Source organism: Cupriavidus sp. GW821-FHT07C08, from assembly GCF_059419025.1.
The window spans coordinates 40,065-54,544 of sequence record NZ_JBWKQZ010000029.1 but is presented as its reverse complement, the minus strand read 5'-3'; the positions used below and the strand labels follow the sequence as shown (position 1 = coordinate 54,544).

Annotated in this window: 14 protein-coding genes; 12 read left to right on the top strand and 2 right to left on the bottom strand. The window is 67.2% G+C overall.

Features of this window, described 5'->3' with window-relative positions; genetic code table 11:
- The first annotated feature begins 178 nt into the window (after positions 1-178).
- From AC07UK_RS29190 to AC07UK_RS29170, 5 genes are all read left to right on the top strand, one after another.
- Positions 179-1,240: a homocysteine S-methyltransferase family protein gene (locus AC07UK_RS29190; protein ID WP_436220591.1), complete on the top strand. Its 1,062-nt coding sequence runs from the start codon at positions 179-181 to the stop codon at positions 1,238-1,240.
- A 16-nt stretch (positions 1,241-1,256) separates the two neighbouring features.
- On the top strand, positions 1,257-4,004 hold the full coding sequence (gene metH / locus AC07UK_RS29185) for a methionine synthase (protein ID WP_494686950.1): 2,748 nt from the start codon (positions 1,257-1,259) through the stop codon (positions 4,002-4,004).
- Between the two features lie 263 nt (positions 4,005-4,267).
- A complete protein-coding gene (locus AC07UK_RS29180; protein ID WP_436220593.1) occupies positions 4,268-4,729 on the top strand; it encodes a hypothetical protein in 462 nt (153 codons plus the stop codon).
- 309 nt (positions 4,730-5,038) lie between these two features.
- Positions 5,039-5,671 carry a response regulator gene (locus AC07UK_RS29175; RefSeq protein WP_013955238.1) on the top strand — a complete coding sequence of 211 codons (633 nt, stop codon included), beginning with the start codon at positions 5,039-5,041 and terminating at the stop codon, positions 5,669-5,671.
- A 45-nt stretch (positions 5,672-5,716) separates the two neighbouring features.
- Complete coding sequence (locus AC07UK_RS29170; RefSeq protein WP_494686951.1) at positions 5,717-6,124, top strand: response regulator; 408 nt, start codon at positions 5,717-5,719, stop codon at positions 6,122-6,124.
- Positions 6,125-6,173: 49 nt separating this feature from the next.
- Here the strand turns inward: AC07UK_RS29170 and AC07UK_RS29165 are convergent, their stop codons facing one another.
- Positions 6,174-7,577, bottom strand: coding sequence for a sensor histidine kinase (locus AC07UK_RS29165; protein ID WP_494686952.1), 1,404 nt, complete (start codon positions 7,575-7,577; stop codon positions 6,174-6,176).
- Between the two features lie 284 nt (positions 7,578-7,861).
- Here AC07UK_RS29165 and AC07UK_RS29160 point away from each other — a divergent pair, with 284 nt between their 5' ends.
- Complete coding sequence (locus AC07UK_RS29160; protein ID WP_010812883.1) at positions 7,862-8,029, top strand: DUF1328 domain-containing protein; 168 nt, start codon at positions 7,862-7,864, stop codon at positions 8,027-8,029.
- Positions 8,030-8,081: 52 nt separating this feature from the next.
- Positions 8,082-8,510: a DUF883 family protein gene (locus AC07UK_RS29155; RefSeq protein WP_494686953.1), complete on the top strand. Its 429-nt coding sequence runs from the start codon at positions 8,082-8,084 to the stop codon at positions 8,508-8,510.
- A 178-nt stretch (positions 8,511-8,688) separates the two neighbouring features.
- On the opposite strand, the gene AC07UK_RS29150 is transcribed toward AC07UK_RS29155, so the two are convergent.
- Positions 8,689-9,009, bottom strand: coding sequence for a DUF1840 domain-containing protein (locus tag AC07UK_RS29150; protein WP_013955243.1), 321 nt, complete (start codon positions 9,007-9,009; stop codon positions 8,689-8,691).
- A 254-nt stretch (positions 9,010-9,263) separates the two neighbouring features.
- On the opposite strand from AC07UK_RS29150, the gene argS reads away from it, so the two are divergent.
- From argS to AC07UK_RS29125, 5 genes are all read left to right on the top strand, one after another.
- A complete protein-coding gene (gene argS, locus AC07UK_RS29145) occupies positions 9,264-11,060 on the top strand; it encodes an arginine--tRNA ligase (protein ID WP_494686954.1) in 1,797 nt (598 codons plus the stop codon).
- A gap of 117 nt (positions 11,061-11,177) precedes the next feature.
- The gene (locus tag AC07UK_RS29140) at positions 11,178-11,915 is read left to right on the top strand and encodes an SPOR domain-containing protein (protein WP_114133800.1); all 738 of its coding nucleotides are present in this window, start codon (positions 11,178-11,180) and stop codon (positions 11,913-11,915) included.
- A 166-nt stretch (positions 11,916-12,081) separates the two neighbouring features.
- Complete coding sequence (locus tag AC07UK_RS29135) at positions 12,082-12,717, top strand: thiol:disulfide interchange protein DsbA/DsbL (protein ID WP_114133801.1); 636 nt, start codon at positions 12,082-12,084, stop codon at positions 12,715-12,717.
- 107 nt (positions 12,718-12,824) lie between these two features.
- Positions 12,825-13,631 carry an SDR family oxidoreductase gene (locus AC07UK_RS29130; protein ID WP_436220598.1) on the top strand — a complete coding sequence of 269 codons (807 nt, stop codon included), beginning with the start codon at positions 12,825-12,827 and terminating at the stop codon, positions 13,629-13,631.
- A gap of 2 nt (positions 13,632-13,633) precedes the next feature.
- The gene (locus tag AC07UK_RS29125) at positions 13,634-14,467 is read left to right on the top strand and encodes a helical backbone metal receptor (protein WP_494686955.1); all 834 of its coding nucleotides are present in this window, start codon (positions 13,634-13,636) and stop codon (positions 14,465-14,467) included.
- The last annotated feature ends 13 nt before the right edge of the window (positions 14,468-14,480 follow it).

Below are 14,480 nucleotides of genomic sequence, written 5' to 3'. Positions count from 1 at the left end.
GTCTCTCAGTGTAGGCGCCACCGGGCCGGACAGGCAACCGCGGACCACCGCGGACAGCCGCAAGGCCTTGATACACCTGATAAAATCGTCCCTCTTTGGCCAGCATCGGCCACAGCAGCGGCCCGGCGCCGATCCAGCCATGGATACGCCGCAGGCCCGCCTTTCCAGAGTCCCCGCCATGAGTGCCCCTGAATCCACCGCGGCCGCGCCGCGCCCCTACACCCGGGCTGCCGAGTTGCCCCGGCTGCTGCAAGAACGCATCCTGATCCTGGATGGCGCCATGGGCACCATGATCCAGCGCTACAAGCTGACCGAGGCTGACTACCGCGGCGCGCGCTTCGCGGAACACAAGGTGGACGTCAAGGGCAACAACGAACTGCTGCTGCTGACGCGCCCGCAGGTCATCAGCGAGATCCATGAGCAGTACCTGGCCGCCGGCGCCGACCTGATCGAGACCAACACCTTCGGTGCCACGCGCGTGGCGCAGGAAGACTACAAGATGGCGGACCTGGCATACGAGATGAACGTCGAGGCCGCGCGCCTGGCGCGTGCCGCCTGCGACAAGTACAGCACGCCGGAGAAGCCGCGCTTTGTCGCCGGCGCCTTCGGCCCGACGCCCAAGACCGCCAGCATCTCGCCCGACGTGAACGACCCGGGCGCGCGCAACGTGACCTTCGAAGAGCTGCGTGATTCCTACTACGAGCAGGGCAAGGGCCTGCTGGAAGGCGGCGCCGACGTGTTCCTGGTCGAGACCATCTTCGACACGCTCAATGCCAAGGCGGCGCTGTTCGCCATCGACCAGCTGTTCGAGGACACCGGCGAGCGCCTGCCGGTGATGATCTCCGGCACCGTGACCGATGCCTCGGGCCGGATCCTGTCGGGCCAGACCGTGGAAGCGTTCTGGAACAGCCTGCGCCACGCCCGGCCGATCACGATCGGTCTGAACTGCGCGCTTGGCGCGACGCTGATGCGCCCCTATATCGCCGAACTGGCCAAGGTGTGCGATGCCGCGGTGTCGTGCTACCCCAACGCGGGTTTGCCGAACCCGATGAGCGACACCGGCTTCGACGAAACGCCGGAAGTCACTTCGTCGCTGGTGGAAGAATTCGCCGCTTCCGGCCTGGTGAACCTGGTGGGCGGCTGCTGCGGCACCACCCCCGAGCATATCGCCGCCATCGCCGAGCGCGTGGCCGACAAGAAACCCCGCACCTGGCCCGGCCAGTACCGCGACGCCGCCTGAGCCGGAGCCTGACAACATGAGCGACAACCAACTGCCCCCGCGCCCGATGCGCCTGTCCGGCCTCGAGCCCTTCACCATCGACGACGACACGCTGTTTGTCAACGTCGGCGAGCGCACCAACGTGACCGGCTCCAAGGCCTTCGCGCGCATGATCCTGAACGGCCAGTTCGACGAGGCCCTGGTGGTGGCCCGCCAGCAGGTCGAGAACGGCGCGCAGATCATCGACATCAACATGGACGAGGCCATGCTGGACTCGAAGGCCGCCATGGTTCGCTTCCTGAACCTGATCGCCTCCGAGCCGGACATTGCGCGTGTGCCGATCATGATCGACTCGTCCAAGTGGGAAGTGATCGAGGCCGGCCTGCAGTGCGTGCAGGGCAAGCCAGTGGTCAACTCGATCTCGCTCAAGGAGGGCGAGGAACAGTTCCGCCACCACGCCGCGCTGATCCGCCGCTATGGCGCCGCCTCGGTGGTGATGGCCTTCGACGAGAAAGGCCAGGCCGACACCTTCCAGCGCAAGACCGAGATCTGCAAGCGCAGTTACGACATCCTGGTCAATGAAGTCGGCTTCCCGCCGGAAGACATCATCTTCGACCCGAACATCTTCGCGGTCGCGACCGGCATCGAGGAGCACAACAACTACGCGGTGGATTTCATCGAGGCCACGCGCTGGATCAAGCAGAACCTGCCGTACGCCAAGGTCAGCGGCGGCGTGTCCAACGTCTCGTTCTCGTTCCGCGGCAACGACTCGGTGCGCGAGGCGATCCACACCGTGTTCCTGTACCACGCCATCGGCGCGGGCATGGACATGGGCATCGTCAATGCCGGCCAGCTCGGCGTGTATGACCAGCTCGACCCCGAGCTGCGCGAGCGCGTGGAAGACGTGGTCCTGAACCGCCGCGAAGATTCCACCGACCGCCTGCTGGAGATCGCGGACCGCTTCAAGGGCGGCGGCGCGAAGAAGGAAGAAAACCTCGCCTGGCGCGGCACGCCCGAGCAGCCGGTGCCGGTGGGCGAGCGCCTGGCGCACGCTCTGGTGCATGGCATCACCACCTTCATCGTCGAAGACACCGAAGAGGTCCGCCAGCAGGTCGAGGCGCGCGGCGGCCGCCCGATCGAGGTGATCGAAGGCCCGCTGATGGATGGCATGAACATCGTCGGCGACCTGTTCGGCGCGGGCAAGATGTTCCTGCCGCAGGTGGTCAAGAGCGCGCGCGTGATGAAGCAGGCGGTGGCACACCTGCTGCCCTACATCGAGGAAGAAAAGCGCCTGCTGGCCGAGGCCGGCGGCGACGTCAAGGCGCGCGGCAAGATCGTGATCGCCACCGTGAAGGGCGACGTGCACGACATCGGCAAGAACATCGTGTCGGTGGTGCTCCAGTGCAATAACTTCGAAGTGGTCAACATGGGCGTGATGGTCCCGTGCAACGAGATCCTGGCCAAGGCCAAGGTCGAGGGCGCGGACATCGTCGGGTTGTCGGGCCTGATCACGCCGTCGCTTGAAGAGATGGCTTATGTCGCCTCGGAGATGCAGCGCGACGACTACTTCCGCGTGAAGAAGATCCCGCTGCTGATCGGCGGCGCCACCACCTCGCGCGTGCATACCGCGGTCAAGATCGCGCCCAACTACGAAGGCCCGGTGGTGTACGTGCCGGATGCCTCGCGCTCGGTCAGCGTGGCGTCGAGCCTGCTGTCGGATGAAGGCGCGGCCAAGTACCTGGACGATCTGAAGACCGATTACGACCGCATCCGCACCCAGCACGCCAACAAGAAGGCCACGCCGATGGTGACGCTGGCGCAGGCGCGGGCCAACAAGACCCCGATCGACTGGAGCAGCTACGTGCCGCCCAGGCCCAAGTTCATCGGCCGGCGCGTGTTCCGCAACTACGACCTGGCGGAACTGGCCAACTACATCGACTGGGGCCCGTTCTTCCAGACCTGGGACCTGGCCGGCAAATACCCCGACATCCTCAACGACGAGATCGTCGGCGAGTCGGCGCGCAAGGTGTTCTCGGACGGCAAGGCGATGTTGTCGCGCGTGATCCAGGGCCGCTGGCTGACCGCCAACGGCGTGATCGCGCTGCTGCCGGCCAATACCGTTAACGATGACGATATCGAGATCTACACCGACGAGACCCGCAGCAAGGTCGCGCTGACCTGGCACAACCTGCGCCAGCAGAGCGAGCGTCCGGTGGTGGATGGCGTGCGCCGCCCCAACCGTTGCCTGGCGGACTTCGTGGCACCGAAGGACAGCGGCATTGTCGATTACGTCGGCCTGTTCGCCGTGACCGCGGGCCTGGGCGTGGAGAAGAAGGAAGCGCAGTTCGAAGCCGACCATGACGACTACAGCGCGATCATGCTCAAGGCGCTGGCCGACCGCTTCGCCGAAGGCTTTGCCGAGTGCCTGCACGAACGCGTGCGCAAGGACTTGTGGGGCTATGACGCCGGCGAGCAGCTCACCAACGAGCAGCTGATCGCCGAGTCGTACCGCGGCATCCGCCCGGCGCCTGGCTATCCGGCGTGCCCGGAGCACACCGTCAAGGGCCCGATGTTCGAGTTCCTCGACGCGCCCGAGATCGGCATGGGCATCACCGAGTCGCTGGCGATGACGCCGGCCGCATCGGTGAGCGGCTTCTACCTGGCGCATCCGCAGTCGACCTACTTCACCATCGGCAAGATCGGCCAGGACCAGCTCGACGACATGGCGGCGCGCCGCCACGAGGACCGCGCCATGCTGGAGCGCGCGCTGGCGCCCAACCTGTAACCGGGTGCGACGGCAGGGCGGCAGGGGCGGCGCCATGGCCCCGCCGCCAGCCCGTTGATGCAACAGGGAAAACCACTGCAGGCGGCCGGCAAAGCCGTGCCGGGGCGATGTGCCAGGCGCCTCACAACTCCTTACAGAGCCTTTCAACTCCTCACAGACCGGCGCGGTCCGGCTCCCTAGACTGAGGGCTCGATACACGCAATCACCAGCGTGATCACCGCGGCGAATGTTTCGCCGCGGGGCATCCTGAAAGGAGTCTGTCCATGAAGAAACTGCTGCTCTCCCTGTCCGCTCTGTCGATCGCCGCCGCTTCCTCGCTGGCCATGGCCCAAGGCACCGGCGTTTCCGTTGGCACGAAGGCCGACGTCGGCGCATCGGTGACCACACCCTCTCCCGCCGCTGCAGCGCAGGGCGGCCTGAACACTGCCGGCAGCGCCGCCACGGGTGCCGCAGGCGCGGCCGAAAAGGGTCTGTCGACCGCGGGCGCGGCGACCAGCAAGGGCCTGTCGGCAGCAGGTTCCGCGGCTGACAAGGGCCTGTCCACCGCCGGCGCGGCGGTCGACAAGAGTGCCGGCACCGCTGCCGACGCCACCGGCGGCGCCGCGGCAGACGCCGGCAGCAAGGCCAAGCATGGCAAGCACACCGCCAAGTCGACCAAGAAGGCCAAGACCGACGCGAGCGTGGGCGTCAGCGCCGGTGCTGACGCAGGTGCCAAGGCGCAGTAACGTGCTGCTGCGCTAATCCACAGTCACTGGCCATTGGCAACTAGCCTCGTGCCGGTGCCGGCGGCGCCAGGGCCCTCCAGGAAGTTTCAGCACTGACGCGCCGCAGCAAAGCGGGACGGATCACATCCGTCCCGCTTTGCTTTTGTGCGCGATCAGTGTGCCTTGTGGGGGCTGGCCCCGCCCAATGTCAGCCTGACACTGACAGCCCGCGCCCGCGCCCGGCACTACAATGACATCAACGCAAGCGGTTCCGCCTGCACCCGACTGCACCGGGCAATGTGCCGGTCTGTTCAACCCAGTGGAGCCCACATGATCCGCGTCCTGATCGCTGATGATCACGAGATTGTGCGTGCCGGGCTGCGCCAGTTCCTTTCTGAAGAGCCCGACATCCAGGTGACAGGCGAGGCCGGAAGCGGCGACCAGGTCATGGCGCAGTTGCGCGATGCCGAGTTCGATGTCCTGGTCCTGGACATCTCGATGCCCGACCGCAACGGCATCGACGTGCTCAAGCTGATCCGTCAGCGCAAGCCCGAATTGCCGGTCCTGATCCTGTCCACCTACCCGGAAGACCAGTACGCGATCAACCTGATCCGTGCCGGCGCTTCTGGCTACCTGACCAAGGAAAGCGCCCCGGACGACCTGGTCAAGGCCATCCGCACGGTGGCCCAGGGCCGCCGCTACGTGAGCGCCACCGTGGCGGACCTGCTGATCGGCGGGCTCGACAAGCCGACCGAGCAGCCGGTGCACCAGATGCTGTCGGAGCGCGAGTTCCAGATTTTCTGCAAGCTGTCGCGGGGGCAGTCGGTGTCGGTGATTGCCGACGAACTGTTTCTCAGCGTCAAGACCGTCAGTACCTATCGTTCCCGCATTCTCGAGAAAATGGGCATGAAGACCAACGCTGACCTGACCTATTACGCCATCAAGAACGGCCTGGTCGAATAACATCCCGAGATGGGCGGCACCGGACGAGGACCAGCAATACATAACATGTCGGAGCAGGCTTCGAACACTTCCTACCGGGCGCTGAGCATACTGCTGATTGAAGACTCGGCGGTCCTGCGAGGCATGCTGCTCGAATACCTGAAGGATTTCCCGTTCATCGAGAACGTGGACTGGGCCGATACCGAAGCCATGGCGCTGCGGCTGCTCGCCGCCAGCAAGTACGATGTGGTCATCGTCGACCTGCAGCTGCGCCAGGGCAACGGCATCAATGTGCTGCGCGCGATGCAGCGCAACGGCACCGGCGCGGTGCGCATCGTCTACACCAACCACGCCCAGGTCAGCATGTATCGCCGCCAGTGCGCCGAGGCCGGCGCGGACTATTTCTTCGACAAGTCGCTCGAGCTCGAGCAGGTGTTCCGCGTGATCGAGGAGCACGCGGCAACGGCGCCCTGAGCCGGGCCAGCACCTCGTTCCCTCATCATTCCCTGCCTGCCGGTGCGCGTCAGGCGCGCGCCGGCTCCTGGTTTTCCGGCTCCTCTGCCGGCGCCAGCACAGCGTCCGTCAGCGGCACCTCGATGCGGATGCGCACGCCCGCCTGCGCCGAGGAATCGATCTGCATGCTGCCGCCCAGCGCGGTGACGCGCTGCTCCATGCCCAGCAGCCCGTGGTGGCCGGCGGTGCTGCCGGCGTCGAAGTCCGCCGGCAGTCCCTTGCCGTCGTCGCGCACGGTCAGCGTCAGCAGGTTGTCCTGGCAGGCCAGGCTGACATCGATGTGTTTGGCTTCAGAGTACTTGCTGGCGTTGGTCAGCGATTCCTGCACGATCCGGTACAGCGCGATCGCGGCCTCGTCGCGCAGCGGCGGCAGGTCTTCTGGCACGCTGACATGGGTCTCCCAGTCATTGCGGCCCCCCACTTCCTCGACCAGCTGGCAGACCGCCGCGCGCAGGCCCAGGTTCAGCAGCACCGTGGGGCGCAGGTCTTCGATCAGGCGGCGCTTGATCTGGATGCCCTGGTCCACGTGCAGCATCACGCGCGTCAGGCGCTCCGCCGCCACCGGATGGTCCTCCTGCACCTTGCGGCGCACCCAGTGCAGGTCCAGCTTGATCGCGGTCAGGATGGCGCCCAGCTCATCGTGCAGCTCGCGCGCCAGGCGTGTCTTCTCGTCCTCGGTCACGCGCTGCAGGTGGGCGGCCAGCGCCGACAGCTGGCGCGTGCGGGCGCGCACCTTGCGGTCCAGCCGCACGCTTTCCTCTTCCAGCTGGATGCGCACCGCCTCGGCCATCGACAGCCGCTTGGCGTGGCCCACGCCCACCGCCATCATCAGGATGATATTGATGGCGGTGAGCAGGCCGATGCCGTAGCGCGACAGCTGCACGTCGTTCTCGGCACCTTCCAGCCGGTGCGAGACCGCGCCGGCCTCGCGCGCCTGCAGCTGGTCCAGGCCGCGGCGCGCGTTGTCCATGGTCTCTTTGCCGTAGTCGGTGCGGATCAGGTCCAGTGCCACTTCCAGGTCGCGCTTGCCATACACCAGCGTCAGCGCCATCTCGTTGAGCTTGCTGTTGACCAGCTTGGAGGTGTCGGCGAACTGCTTCAGGCCTTCGGGATCGAGGGCATAGCCGGCGCGGATCTGCGCCATCAGCTCGGCGATGCGCGGCAGGGCCTTGTAATACGGCTCCAGGTAGCTTTCCTTGCCGGTCAGCAGGAAGCCGCGCTGGCCGGCCTCGGCATTGACCAGCTCGCCGTTGAGCGCCGCCAGCTCGGTCTGCACGCGCTGCGAGCGGATCACGTCGGTATAGCTCTCGCGCAGGCGGATATTGCCGGTTTCCGACGCCACCAGCACCGCCAGCGTCAGCAGGATGCCGCCCGCCAGCAGCAGCGTGTGGGGGATAAAGGACTGCTTGAACATGGGCAATTCCTGTGTAGTGAGGGCGCGCCGCTCGCCCGCCGCAGCGCCAGGGAGCGCCCATGGAATCACATCGATCGCCATGGGTCAACCTTGAAGCCGGGCCCGCGCGGGCGTTGTCCGGGTGCTTGTAGGACTCGGCTGACAGCGGAATCGGCTCGCTGTCAGTATTGGTGCGCGGGCTGGCTTTCTACGATGAGGCTATGAGCTTGCACCCCTTGGCGCAAGCCCTCACATGGGCCCAGCCAGTGCGCCTGGCGTGGTCCGATCGCTTCGGGAGCCTAGCCATGCTGCAATATGCACTCGTATTTTTCGTCATCGCCCTGATCGCCGCGATCTTCGGCTTCGGCGGGATTGCCGCCGGCGCCGTGGAAATCGCCAAGATCCTGTTCTTCATCTTCCTGGTCGTGGCGCTGGTCGCCGCGGTGATGGGACTGGTCCGCAGGGGGCGATGACACCGGCCGCGAGCCGTTTTTCCCCACCGCCGACCGAACCTGAGGAGACCGTATGCTGACGCAGAACCCGAAAGTCAGGAAGGAACTGAACCACCTGTCCGACAGTGCCGACAGTGCCATCCGCCATATCAGGCATGCCGCGCGCGACACGCGCGATGCGGCAGCGCCGGTATCCGGAGAAGTCAAGGCGCTGATCGCCCAGCTGGAGCACACCATCGAAGTGCTGGCGCGCGAGGGCTCTGCCGAGAGCATGCGCGCCGGGCAGCGCCTGCGTGAGCGGGCCACCGACATGGCGCAACGGCTGCGCGCCCAGACCACCGACGGCATGATGCGCGCCCGCGAGCGCATGGATGGTGCGGTAGAACACGCCCAGCACCGCGTGGCCGAGTCGCCGCTGAAGGCGGTGGCGATCGCGGCGGCCGTGGGAGCGCTGATCGGGCTGCTGCTGGCCAATGGCCGGCGCCATTCAGAGGAGGATTAGGCCCGCCCCCCAGCCACCACACCAATACGGGGATCCGCCTGGCACGCCGTGCGGGTCCTGCAAGGGATTCCCCCTTTCCGGAATTCTCGTCCGGAAGCCCGGCAGCCCACTGCGGTGCCGGGCTTTTTTTTGAGGCGCGCGGCCATCCGTGCCGCACGCAACCGGGTTTCTGTTCCCGTCACACCCCCCACATCACGTTGGCGCCCTCACGCTGGGAGGCACGCAGCATGTCCAGGAACGGGTAGGCGCGCTGGCCCAGGTGCAGCGGTTCTTCCTCGTCTTCGTCCTTGCCGGTGTCCGCTTCGACGGCCGAGCTGGCGGGATGGGTCTTGGCATCGGCGACGGCGGCTTCCAGCTTGTGGATCGCGGTTGGAAGCTCTTCAACGGTGATCACCCCTCGTTCCCCGAGGCGCTTGCCGATGATGCCAAGCAGCGTCATCGCCAGATCCTTCATCATGATCAGGTCCTGCGCGGCGTGGGATTTGAAGGTGATCAGCATGATGTGTTTTCCTTTCACGGAGAGGCGGGGGCGTTCCCGGGGGCGGGAAGTCTCGCTGATTTTGGCCCCGGATTGTGGCCCGGGGCCATCCTCGCGCATGATGTCAGCATAGCACCTGATAAAATTCGGCGTTCCCGATTCCCATGCCTGTCACGCGGCGCGGCGTTGCTTTGCCGTCACTTGCCGTATTCCGGGCGCCGGCGCTGCCCCAGGGGCTGCGCCTGAATACCTTGCCCACAGGGCTTCCGACATCCATGCTGCCTGTTCAGACCTCTAATCTTGCCGCCGCGTTCACTGATGCGGTGCGCGCGCTCGCCCCGGCCGATGCCACCCTGCCCGCCGTCACCTTCGAGCGGCCCAAGGTGGCCGCCCACGGCGACCTTGCCTGCAACATCGCCATGCAGGTCGCGCGTGCGCTCAAGAGCAATCCGCGCGAGTTGGCCCAGCGCATCGTCGATGCCGTGCAGGCCGACGCGCGCGCGCAGGGCCTGGTCCAGGCCATGGAGATTGCCGGCCCCGGCTTCATCAACCTGCGCCTGACCCCGGCCGCCAAGGCCGACGTGCTGCGCGCGGTGCTGGCCGAGGGCGACCACTACGGTGCGCGCGAGCGCGGCGTGCACGGCCAGGTACTGGTGGAGTTCGTCTCGGCCAACCCGACCGGCCCGCTGCACGTCGGCCACGGCCGCCAGGCGGCGCTGGGCGACGCGCTGGCCAACCTGCTGTCGTGGCAGGGCTTCCAGGTGCACCGCGAGTTCTACTACAACGACGCCGGCGTGCAGATCCAGACCCTCGCGCTGTCGGTGCAGGCGCGCGCGCGCGGCCTCAAGCCGGGCGACGCCAGCTGGCCCGAGGCCGCCTACAACGGCGACTACATCGCCGACATCGCCGCAGACTTCCTGGCCGGCAAGACTGTCAGCGCATCGGACGGCGAGCCCGTGACCGCGTCGGGCAACGTCGAGGACATCGACTCGATCCGCAAGTTTGCCGTCACCTACCTGCGCAACGAGCAGGACATCGACCTGCAGGCTTTCGGCGTCAAGTTCGACCGCTATTACCTGGAGTCGTCGCTGTACAGCGACGGGCGCGTCGAAGCCGCGGTGCAGTCGCTGATCGGCAAGGGCAAGACCTACGAGAGCGAGGGCGCGCTGTGGCTGCGCACCACCGACGACGGCGACGACAAGGACCGCGTGATGAAGAAGAGCGACGGCACCTATACGTACTTCGTGCCGGACGTGGCCTACCACACCACCAAGTGGGAGCGTGGCTTCACCAAGGTCATCAACGTGCAAGGCAGCGACCACCACGGCACCATCGCGCGCGTGCGCGCCGGCCTGCAGGGTCTGGACATGGGCATCCCGCAGGGCTACCCCGACTACGTGCTGCACAAGATGGTCACGGTGATGAAGAACGGCGAGGAGGTCAAGATCTCCAAGCGCGCCGGCTCCTATGTCACCGTGCGCGACCTGATCGAATGGTCCAACGGCCAGGACGACACCTGCGAGACCATCCGCGGCTGCCTGGATGCGGGCGTGGCCGACTGGCCCGCGCACTTCACCCGTGGCCGCGACGCGGTGCGCTTCTTCCTGCTGTCGCGCAAGGCCGATACCGAGTTCGTGTTCGACGTCGATCTCGCGCTCAAGCAGAGCGACGAGAACCCGGTGTACTACGTGCAGTACGCCCATGCCCGCATCTGCTCGATCTTCGAGTCGTGGGGCGGCGCGGACTGGGAAGCCCGCCTGGCCGAGCTGGCCGGCGCCGACCTGTCGGCCGTGACCGGCCCCGAGGCCAGCGCCCAGGCGCAGGCGCTGGGACAGCGCCTGGCCGAGTTCCCGGACATGCTGTCGGCCGCCGCCGCCGAGCTGGCGCCGCATGCGGTCGCCTTCTACCTGCGCGACCTGGCCGGCGACTTCCACGCCTTCTACAACGCCGACCGCGTGCTGGTGGACGACGAGGCCGTCAAGCGCGCCCGGCTGGCGCTGCTGGCCGCCACGCGCCAGGTGCTGCGCAACGGCCTGGCGGTGATCGGCGTGTCCGCCCCGCGCCGCATGTAAGCAGGCGTCCGGCGTCCCCCGCGCGGGACGCACGGGGCCGTCCGGCCCCGGGGACGATGCCAGTGCTGCCGTTGGCGGCGCTGGCCCTATAATCCCGGCATCACCGAAGAGGACTTCATGCAACAGCAACGCAAGCGCGAGTCGCGCCATGTCCGCCGCAACCAGCAACGCGGCGGTACGTTCCTGGGCCTGGTGCTCGGGCTGATCGTCGGGCTGGCCATCGCCGTGGTGGTCGCCCTGTACATCACCAAGTCGCCGACCCCGTTCCAGCAGAAGAGTGCCCCGCGCCCGAGCGAGCCGGGCAATGTCACCAGCCAGCTGCCGCCGCCGGCCCAGCGTGCCGACGAGGGCCCGAGCGACCCCAACAAGCCGCTGTGGAGCAAGACCCCGGCCAAGCCGGTGGGCCAGCCACCCGAGCCGGAACCGAAGCCGAACGGCCGTTCCGGCCAGAACGGCCAGCAACCCCCGGTGGCCGTCGCCCGTCCGGCCGAGAAGCCGGTGGAAAAGCCCGCGGAGAAGCCCGTGGAGAAGCCGGCTGACAAGCCCGTCGCCAGCAAGCCGGCCGAGAAGCCGGTGGCCGACCCGATCGCCGAGATCGCCCAGGCCGATGCCAACAAGGTGGGCTACCTGCTGCAGGTGGGCGCGTTCCGCTCGTCGGACGACGCCGACCGCCAGAAGGCCAACCTGGCGATGCAGGGCTTCGAAGCCAGGATCACCGAACGCGATGTCAACGGCGTCAAAATGTACCGGGTGCGCCTGGGGCCGTTCAACCGCATCGAAGACATGAACAAGGCACGCGACCGGCTGCAGTCGTCCGGCTTCGAGGCCTCGGTGATCCGCTTCACCAAGCAGTAAGCCGGACCGCAGGGTCAGGCGTTATTCCGGTCGTGCCGGCGGCACTGGCTGTCATCGCCGGTAACCGCCGCAACACGTTGTCACCAGAAGCGGCCGGCGTTCCGCTGAACCGGACGCCGCCGCCGCTGTCATACGCTCATCGTCCAAACCGCAAGGCCGCACCAAGATGAAAAAACTCGCCGCACTGTTCGCCATGTTCGCCGCCGTGGGCGGCCTGCTGATGTCCGCCCCGTCCCGGGCGGCGCCCGCCGAGGGCAAGGAATACCAGGTCCTGAAGGCGGCCCAGCCGGTCGCCGCGGGCAAGATCGAGGTGACCGAGTTCTTCTGGTACGGCTGCCCGCACTGCTACGATTTCGAGCCGGATCTGGAAGCCTGGGTCAAGAAGCAGGGCAGCAACGTGGTCTTCAAGCGCGTGCCGGTCGCGTTCCGTGACGACCTGCTGCCGCACACCAAGATCTTCTATGCGCTGGAAGCCATCGGCAAGCTCGACGCCATGCACACCAAGGTCTTCAACGCCATCCACGTGGACCGCAAGCGCATGACGGACCCCAACGAGATCGCCGACTTCATGGCCAAGAACGGTGTGGACCGCAAGGCCTTCCTGGACGCCTACAACTCGTTCACGGTGACCACCAACTCACAGCGCGCCAACAAGATCGCCGACGCCTACAAGATCGACGGCGTGCCGACCGTGGTGGTGCAGGGCAAGTACGTGACCTCTCCGTCGATTGCCGGCAACAAGCAGGGCGCGATCCAGACCATGGATTACCTGGTTGATCAGGTGAAGACGAAGAAGATGTAATCTGCTGGCGACCTTCGCCAGCCGAGGGTTATCCAACACCTGTAGCAAGCCAAACGGCTGGTATCCTGTACCAGCCGTTTCTTATTTCAGACCGCAACCCAGCCTTCATGCGTCCTCTCAAAGTCTTCCTGACCGGCGCCTCCAGCGGCCTGGGCCAGGCTCTCGCGCGCGAATACGCGTCGCAAGGCGCCATCCTCGGGCTGGTGGCGCGCCGCGAGGACGCGCTGCGCGAGTTTGTCGCCACGCTGGCCAACCCGGGCGCGGTGCGCGTCTATGGCGCCGATGTGCGCGATGCCGACGCCATGGTGCGTGCCGCTGAAGACTTCCTCGGCCATTTCGGCTGTCCGGACGTGGTGATCGCCAATGCCGGAGTCTCGGTCGGCACCGTCGCCAGCGAGCGCGAGGACCTCGACGCCTTCCGCCAGGTGATGGATACCAACTGGTTCGGCGTGCTGACCACCTTCCAGCCGTTCATGCACGCGATGCAGGCGCGCGAGCCCGGCCACTTCGGGCGCCGCGGCACGCTGGTGGGCATTGCCAGCGTCGCCGGCGTGCGCGGCCTGCCGGGCGCGGGCGCCTACAGCGCGTCCAAGTCGGCGGTGATCAAGCTGCTGGAAAGCCTGCGGCTGGAGCAGCGCGCGCACGGCATCCGCGTGGTCACGATCGCGCCTGGCTATATCCGCACGCCGATGACCGCGCACAACCCGTACCGCATGCCGTTCCTGACCGATGCCGACGTGTTCGCACGCAAGGCCGTGCGCGTGATCGCGGCAGGCCGGCGGTTCCGCGTCATCCCGTGGCCGATGGGCGTGGTGGCGGCGCTGCTGCACGTGATGCCGCGCTGGCTCTACGATGCGCTGGCCGCGGGCGCGCCGCGCAAGCCGCGGCGCGCCGACCCGCCGCAGGAGCCCTGACCATGTGGCGCGACGCCATCGGCCAGCAGCATGCCGCCGCCAGCGGGGTGGTGCGGATCGCGTCGCTGGTGCCGTCGGTGACGGAGTTGCTGTTCGCGCTCGGGATGGCCCGGCAGATGGTGGCGCGCACCGGCTTCTGCATCCACCCGGAACCGGCCGTGCGCGCGGTGCCCAAGGTGGGCGGCACCAAGGACGTGAACGTGGCGCGGCTGCGCGAGCTGGCGCCCACGCACGTGGTGGTCAATATCGATGAGAACCGGCGCGAGACCGTGGACGAGATCCGCGCGTTCGTGCCCAATGTGATCGTCACCCATCCGTGCGCGCCGGAAGACAACCTGGACCTGTACCGGCTGCTGGGCGGGATCTTCGGCTGCCACGCCGAGGCCGAGGCGCTGTGTACGGCGCTGCAGGTGCAGCTGGACGCGATCCGCGTGCGCCCGTGGCCGGCGCGCCGCGTGCTGTATGCGATCTGGCAGGACCCGTGGATGACGGTGTCGCGCGACACCTATATCAGCCGCATGCTGGCGCTGGCCAACTGGCAGACCTGGCCGGACGGCGGCGCTGCATTGCAAGCCTGCGTGGGCGGCGACTGCAGCCGCCCCAACGCGCCCGGCGAGCGCTATCCCACCTTCCGCTGGAGCGATGCGCTGGTGCGCGAGCTCGACCTGGTGCTGCTGTCGACCGAGCCCTACCGCTTCACCGAAGACCACGCCGACGCGCTCGAGGGCCAGCTTGGCAAGCCGGTGCTGCTGGTCGACGGCGAGATGCTGTCCTGGTACGGCAGCCGCGCCATCGACGGGGTGCGCTACCTGGCGGCGCTGGCGGCCGCCAACTAAGCCCTGCTAAGCC

Coding starts and splice junctions, on each gene's coding strand:
- AC07UK_RS29190 (WP_436220591.1), top strand. CDS start 179: ATGAGTGCCCCTGAATCCACCGCGGCCGCGCCGCGCCCCTACACCCGG.
- metH (WP_494686950.1), top strand. CDS start 1,257: ATGAGCGACAACCAACTGCCCCCGCGCCCGATGCGCCTGTCCGGCCTC.
- AC07UK_RS29180 (WP_436220593.1), top strand. CDS start 4,268: ATGAAGAAACTGCTGCTCTCCCTGTCCGCTCTGTCGATCGCCGCCGCT.
- AC07UK_RS29175 (WP_013955238.1), top strand. CDS start 5,039: ATGATCCGCGTCCTGATCGCTGATGATCACGAGATTGTGCGTGCCGGG.
- AC07UK_RS29170 (WP_494686951.1), top strand. CDS start 5,717: ATGTCGGAGCAGGCTTCGAACACTTCCTACCGGGCGCTGAGCATACTG.
- AC07UK_RS29165 (WP_494686952.1), bottom strand. CDS start 7,577: ATGTTCAAGCAGTCCTTTATCCCCCACACGCTGCTGCTGGCGGGCGGC.
- AC07UK_RS29160 (WP_010812883.1), top strand. CDS start 7,862: ATGCTGCAATATGCACTCGTATTTTTCGTCATCGCCCTGATCGCCGCG.
- AC07UK_RS29155 (WP_494686953.1), top strand. CDS start 8,082: ATGCTGACGCAGAACCCGAAAGTCAGGAAGGAACTGAACCACCTGTCC.
- AC07UK_RS29150 (WP_013955243.1), bottom strand. CDS start 9,009: ATGCTGATCACCTTCAAATCCCACGCCGCGCAGGACCTGATCATGATG.
- argS (WP_494686954.1), top strand. CDS start 9,264: ATGCTGCCTGTTCAGACCTCTAATCTTGCCGCCGCGTTCACTGATGCG.
- AC07UK_RS29140 (WP_114133800.1), top strand. CDS start 11,178: ATGCAACAGCAACGCAAGCGCGAGTCGCGCCATGTCCGCCGCAACCAG.
- AC07UK_RS29135 (WP_114133801.1), top strand. CDS start 12,082: ATGAAAAAACTCGCCGCACTGTTCGCCATGTTCGCCGCCGTGGGCGGC.
- AC07UK_RS29130 (WP_436220598.1), top strand. CDS start 12,825: ATGCGTCCTCTCAAAGTCTTCCTGACCGGCGCCTCCAGCGGCCTGGGC.
- AC07UK_RS29125 (WP_494686955.1), top strand. CDS start 13,634: ATGTGGCGCGACGCCATCGGCCAGCAGCATGCCGCCGCCAGCGGGGTG.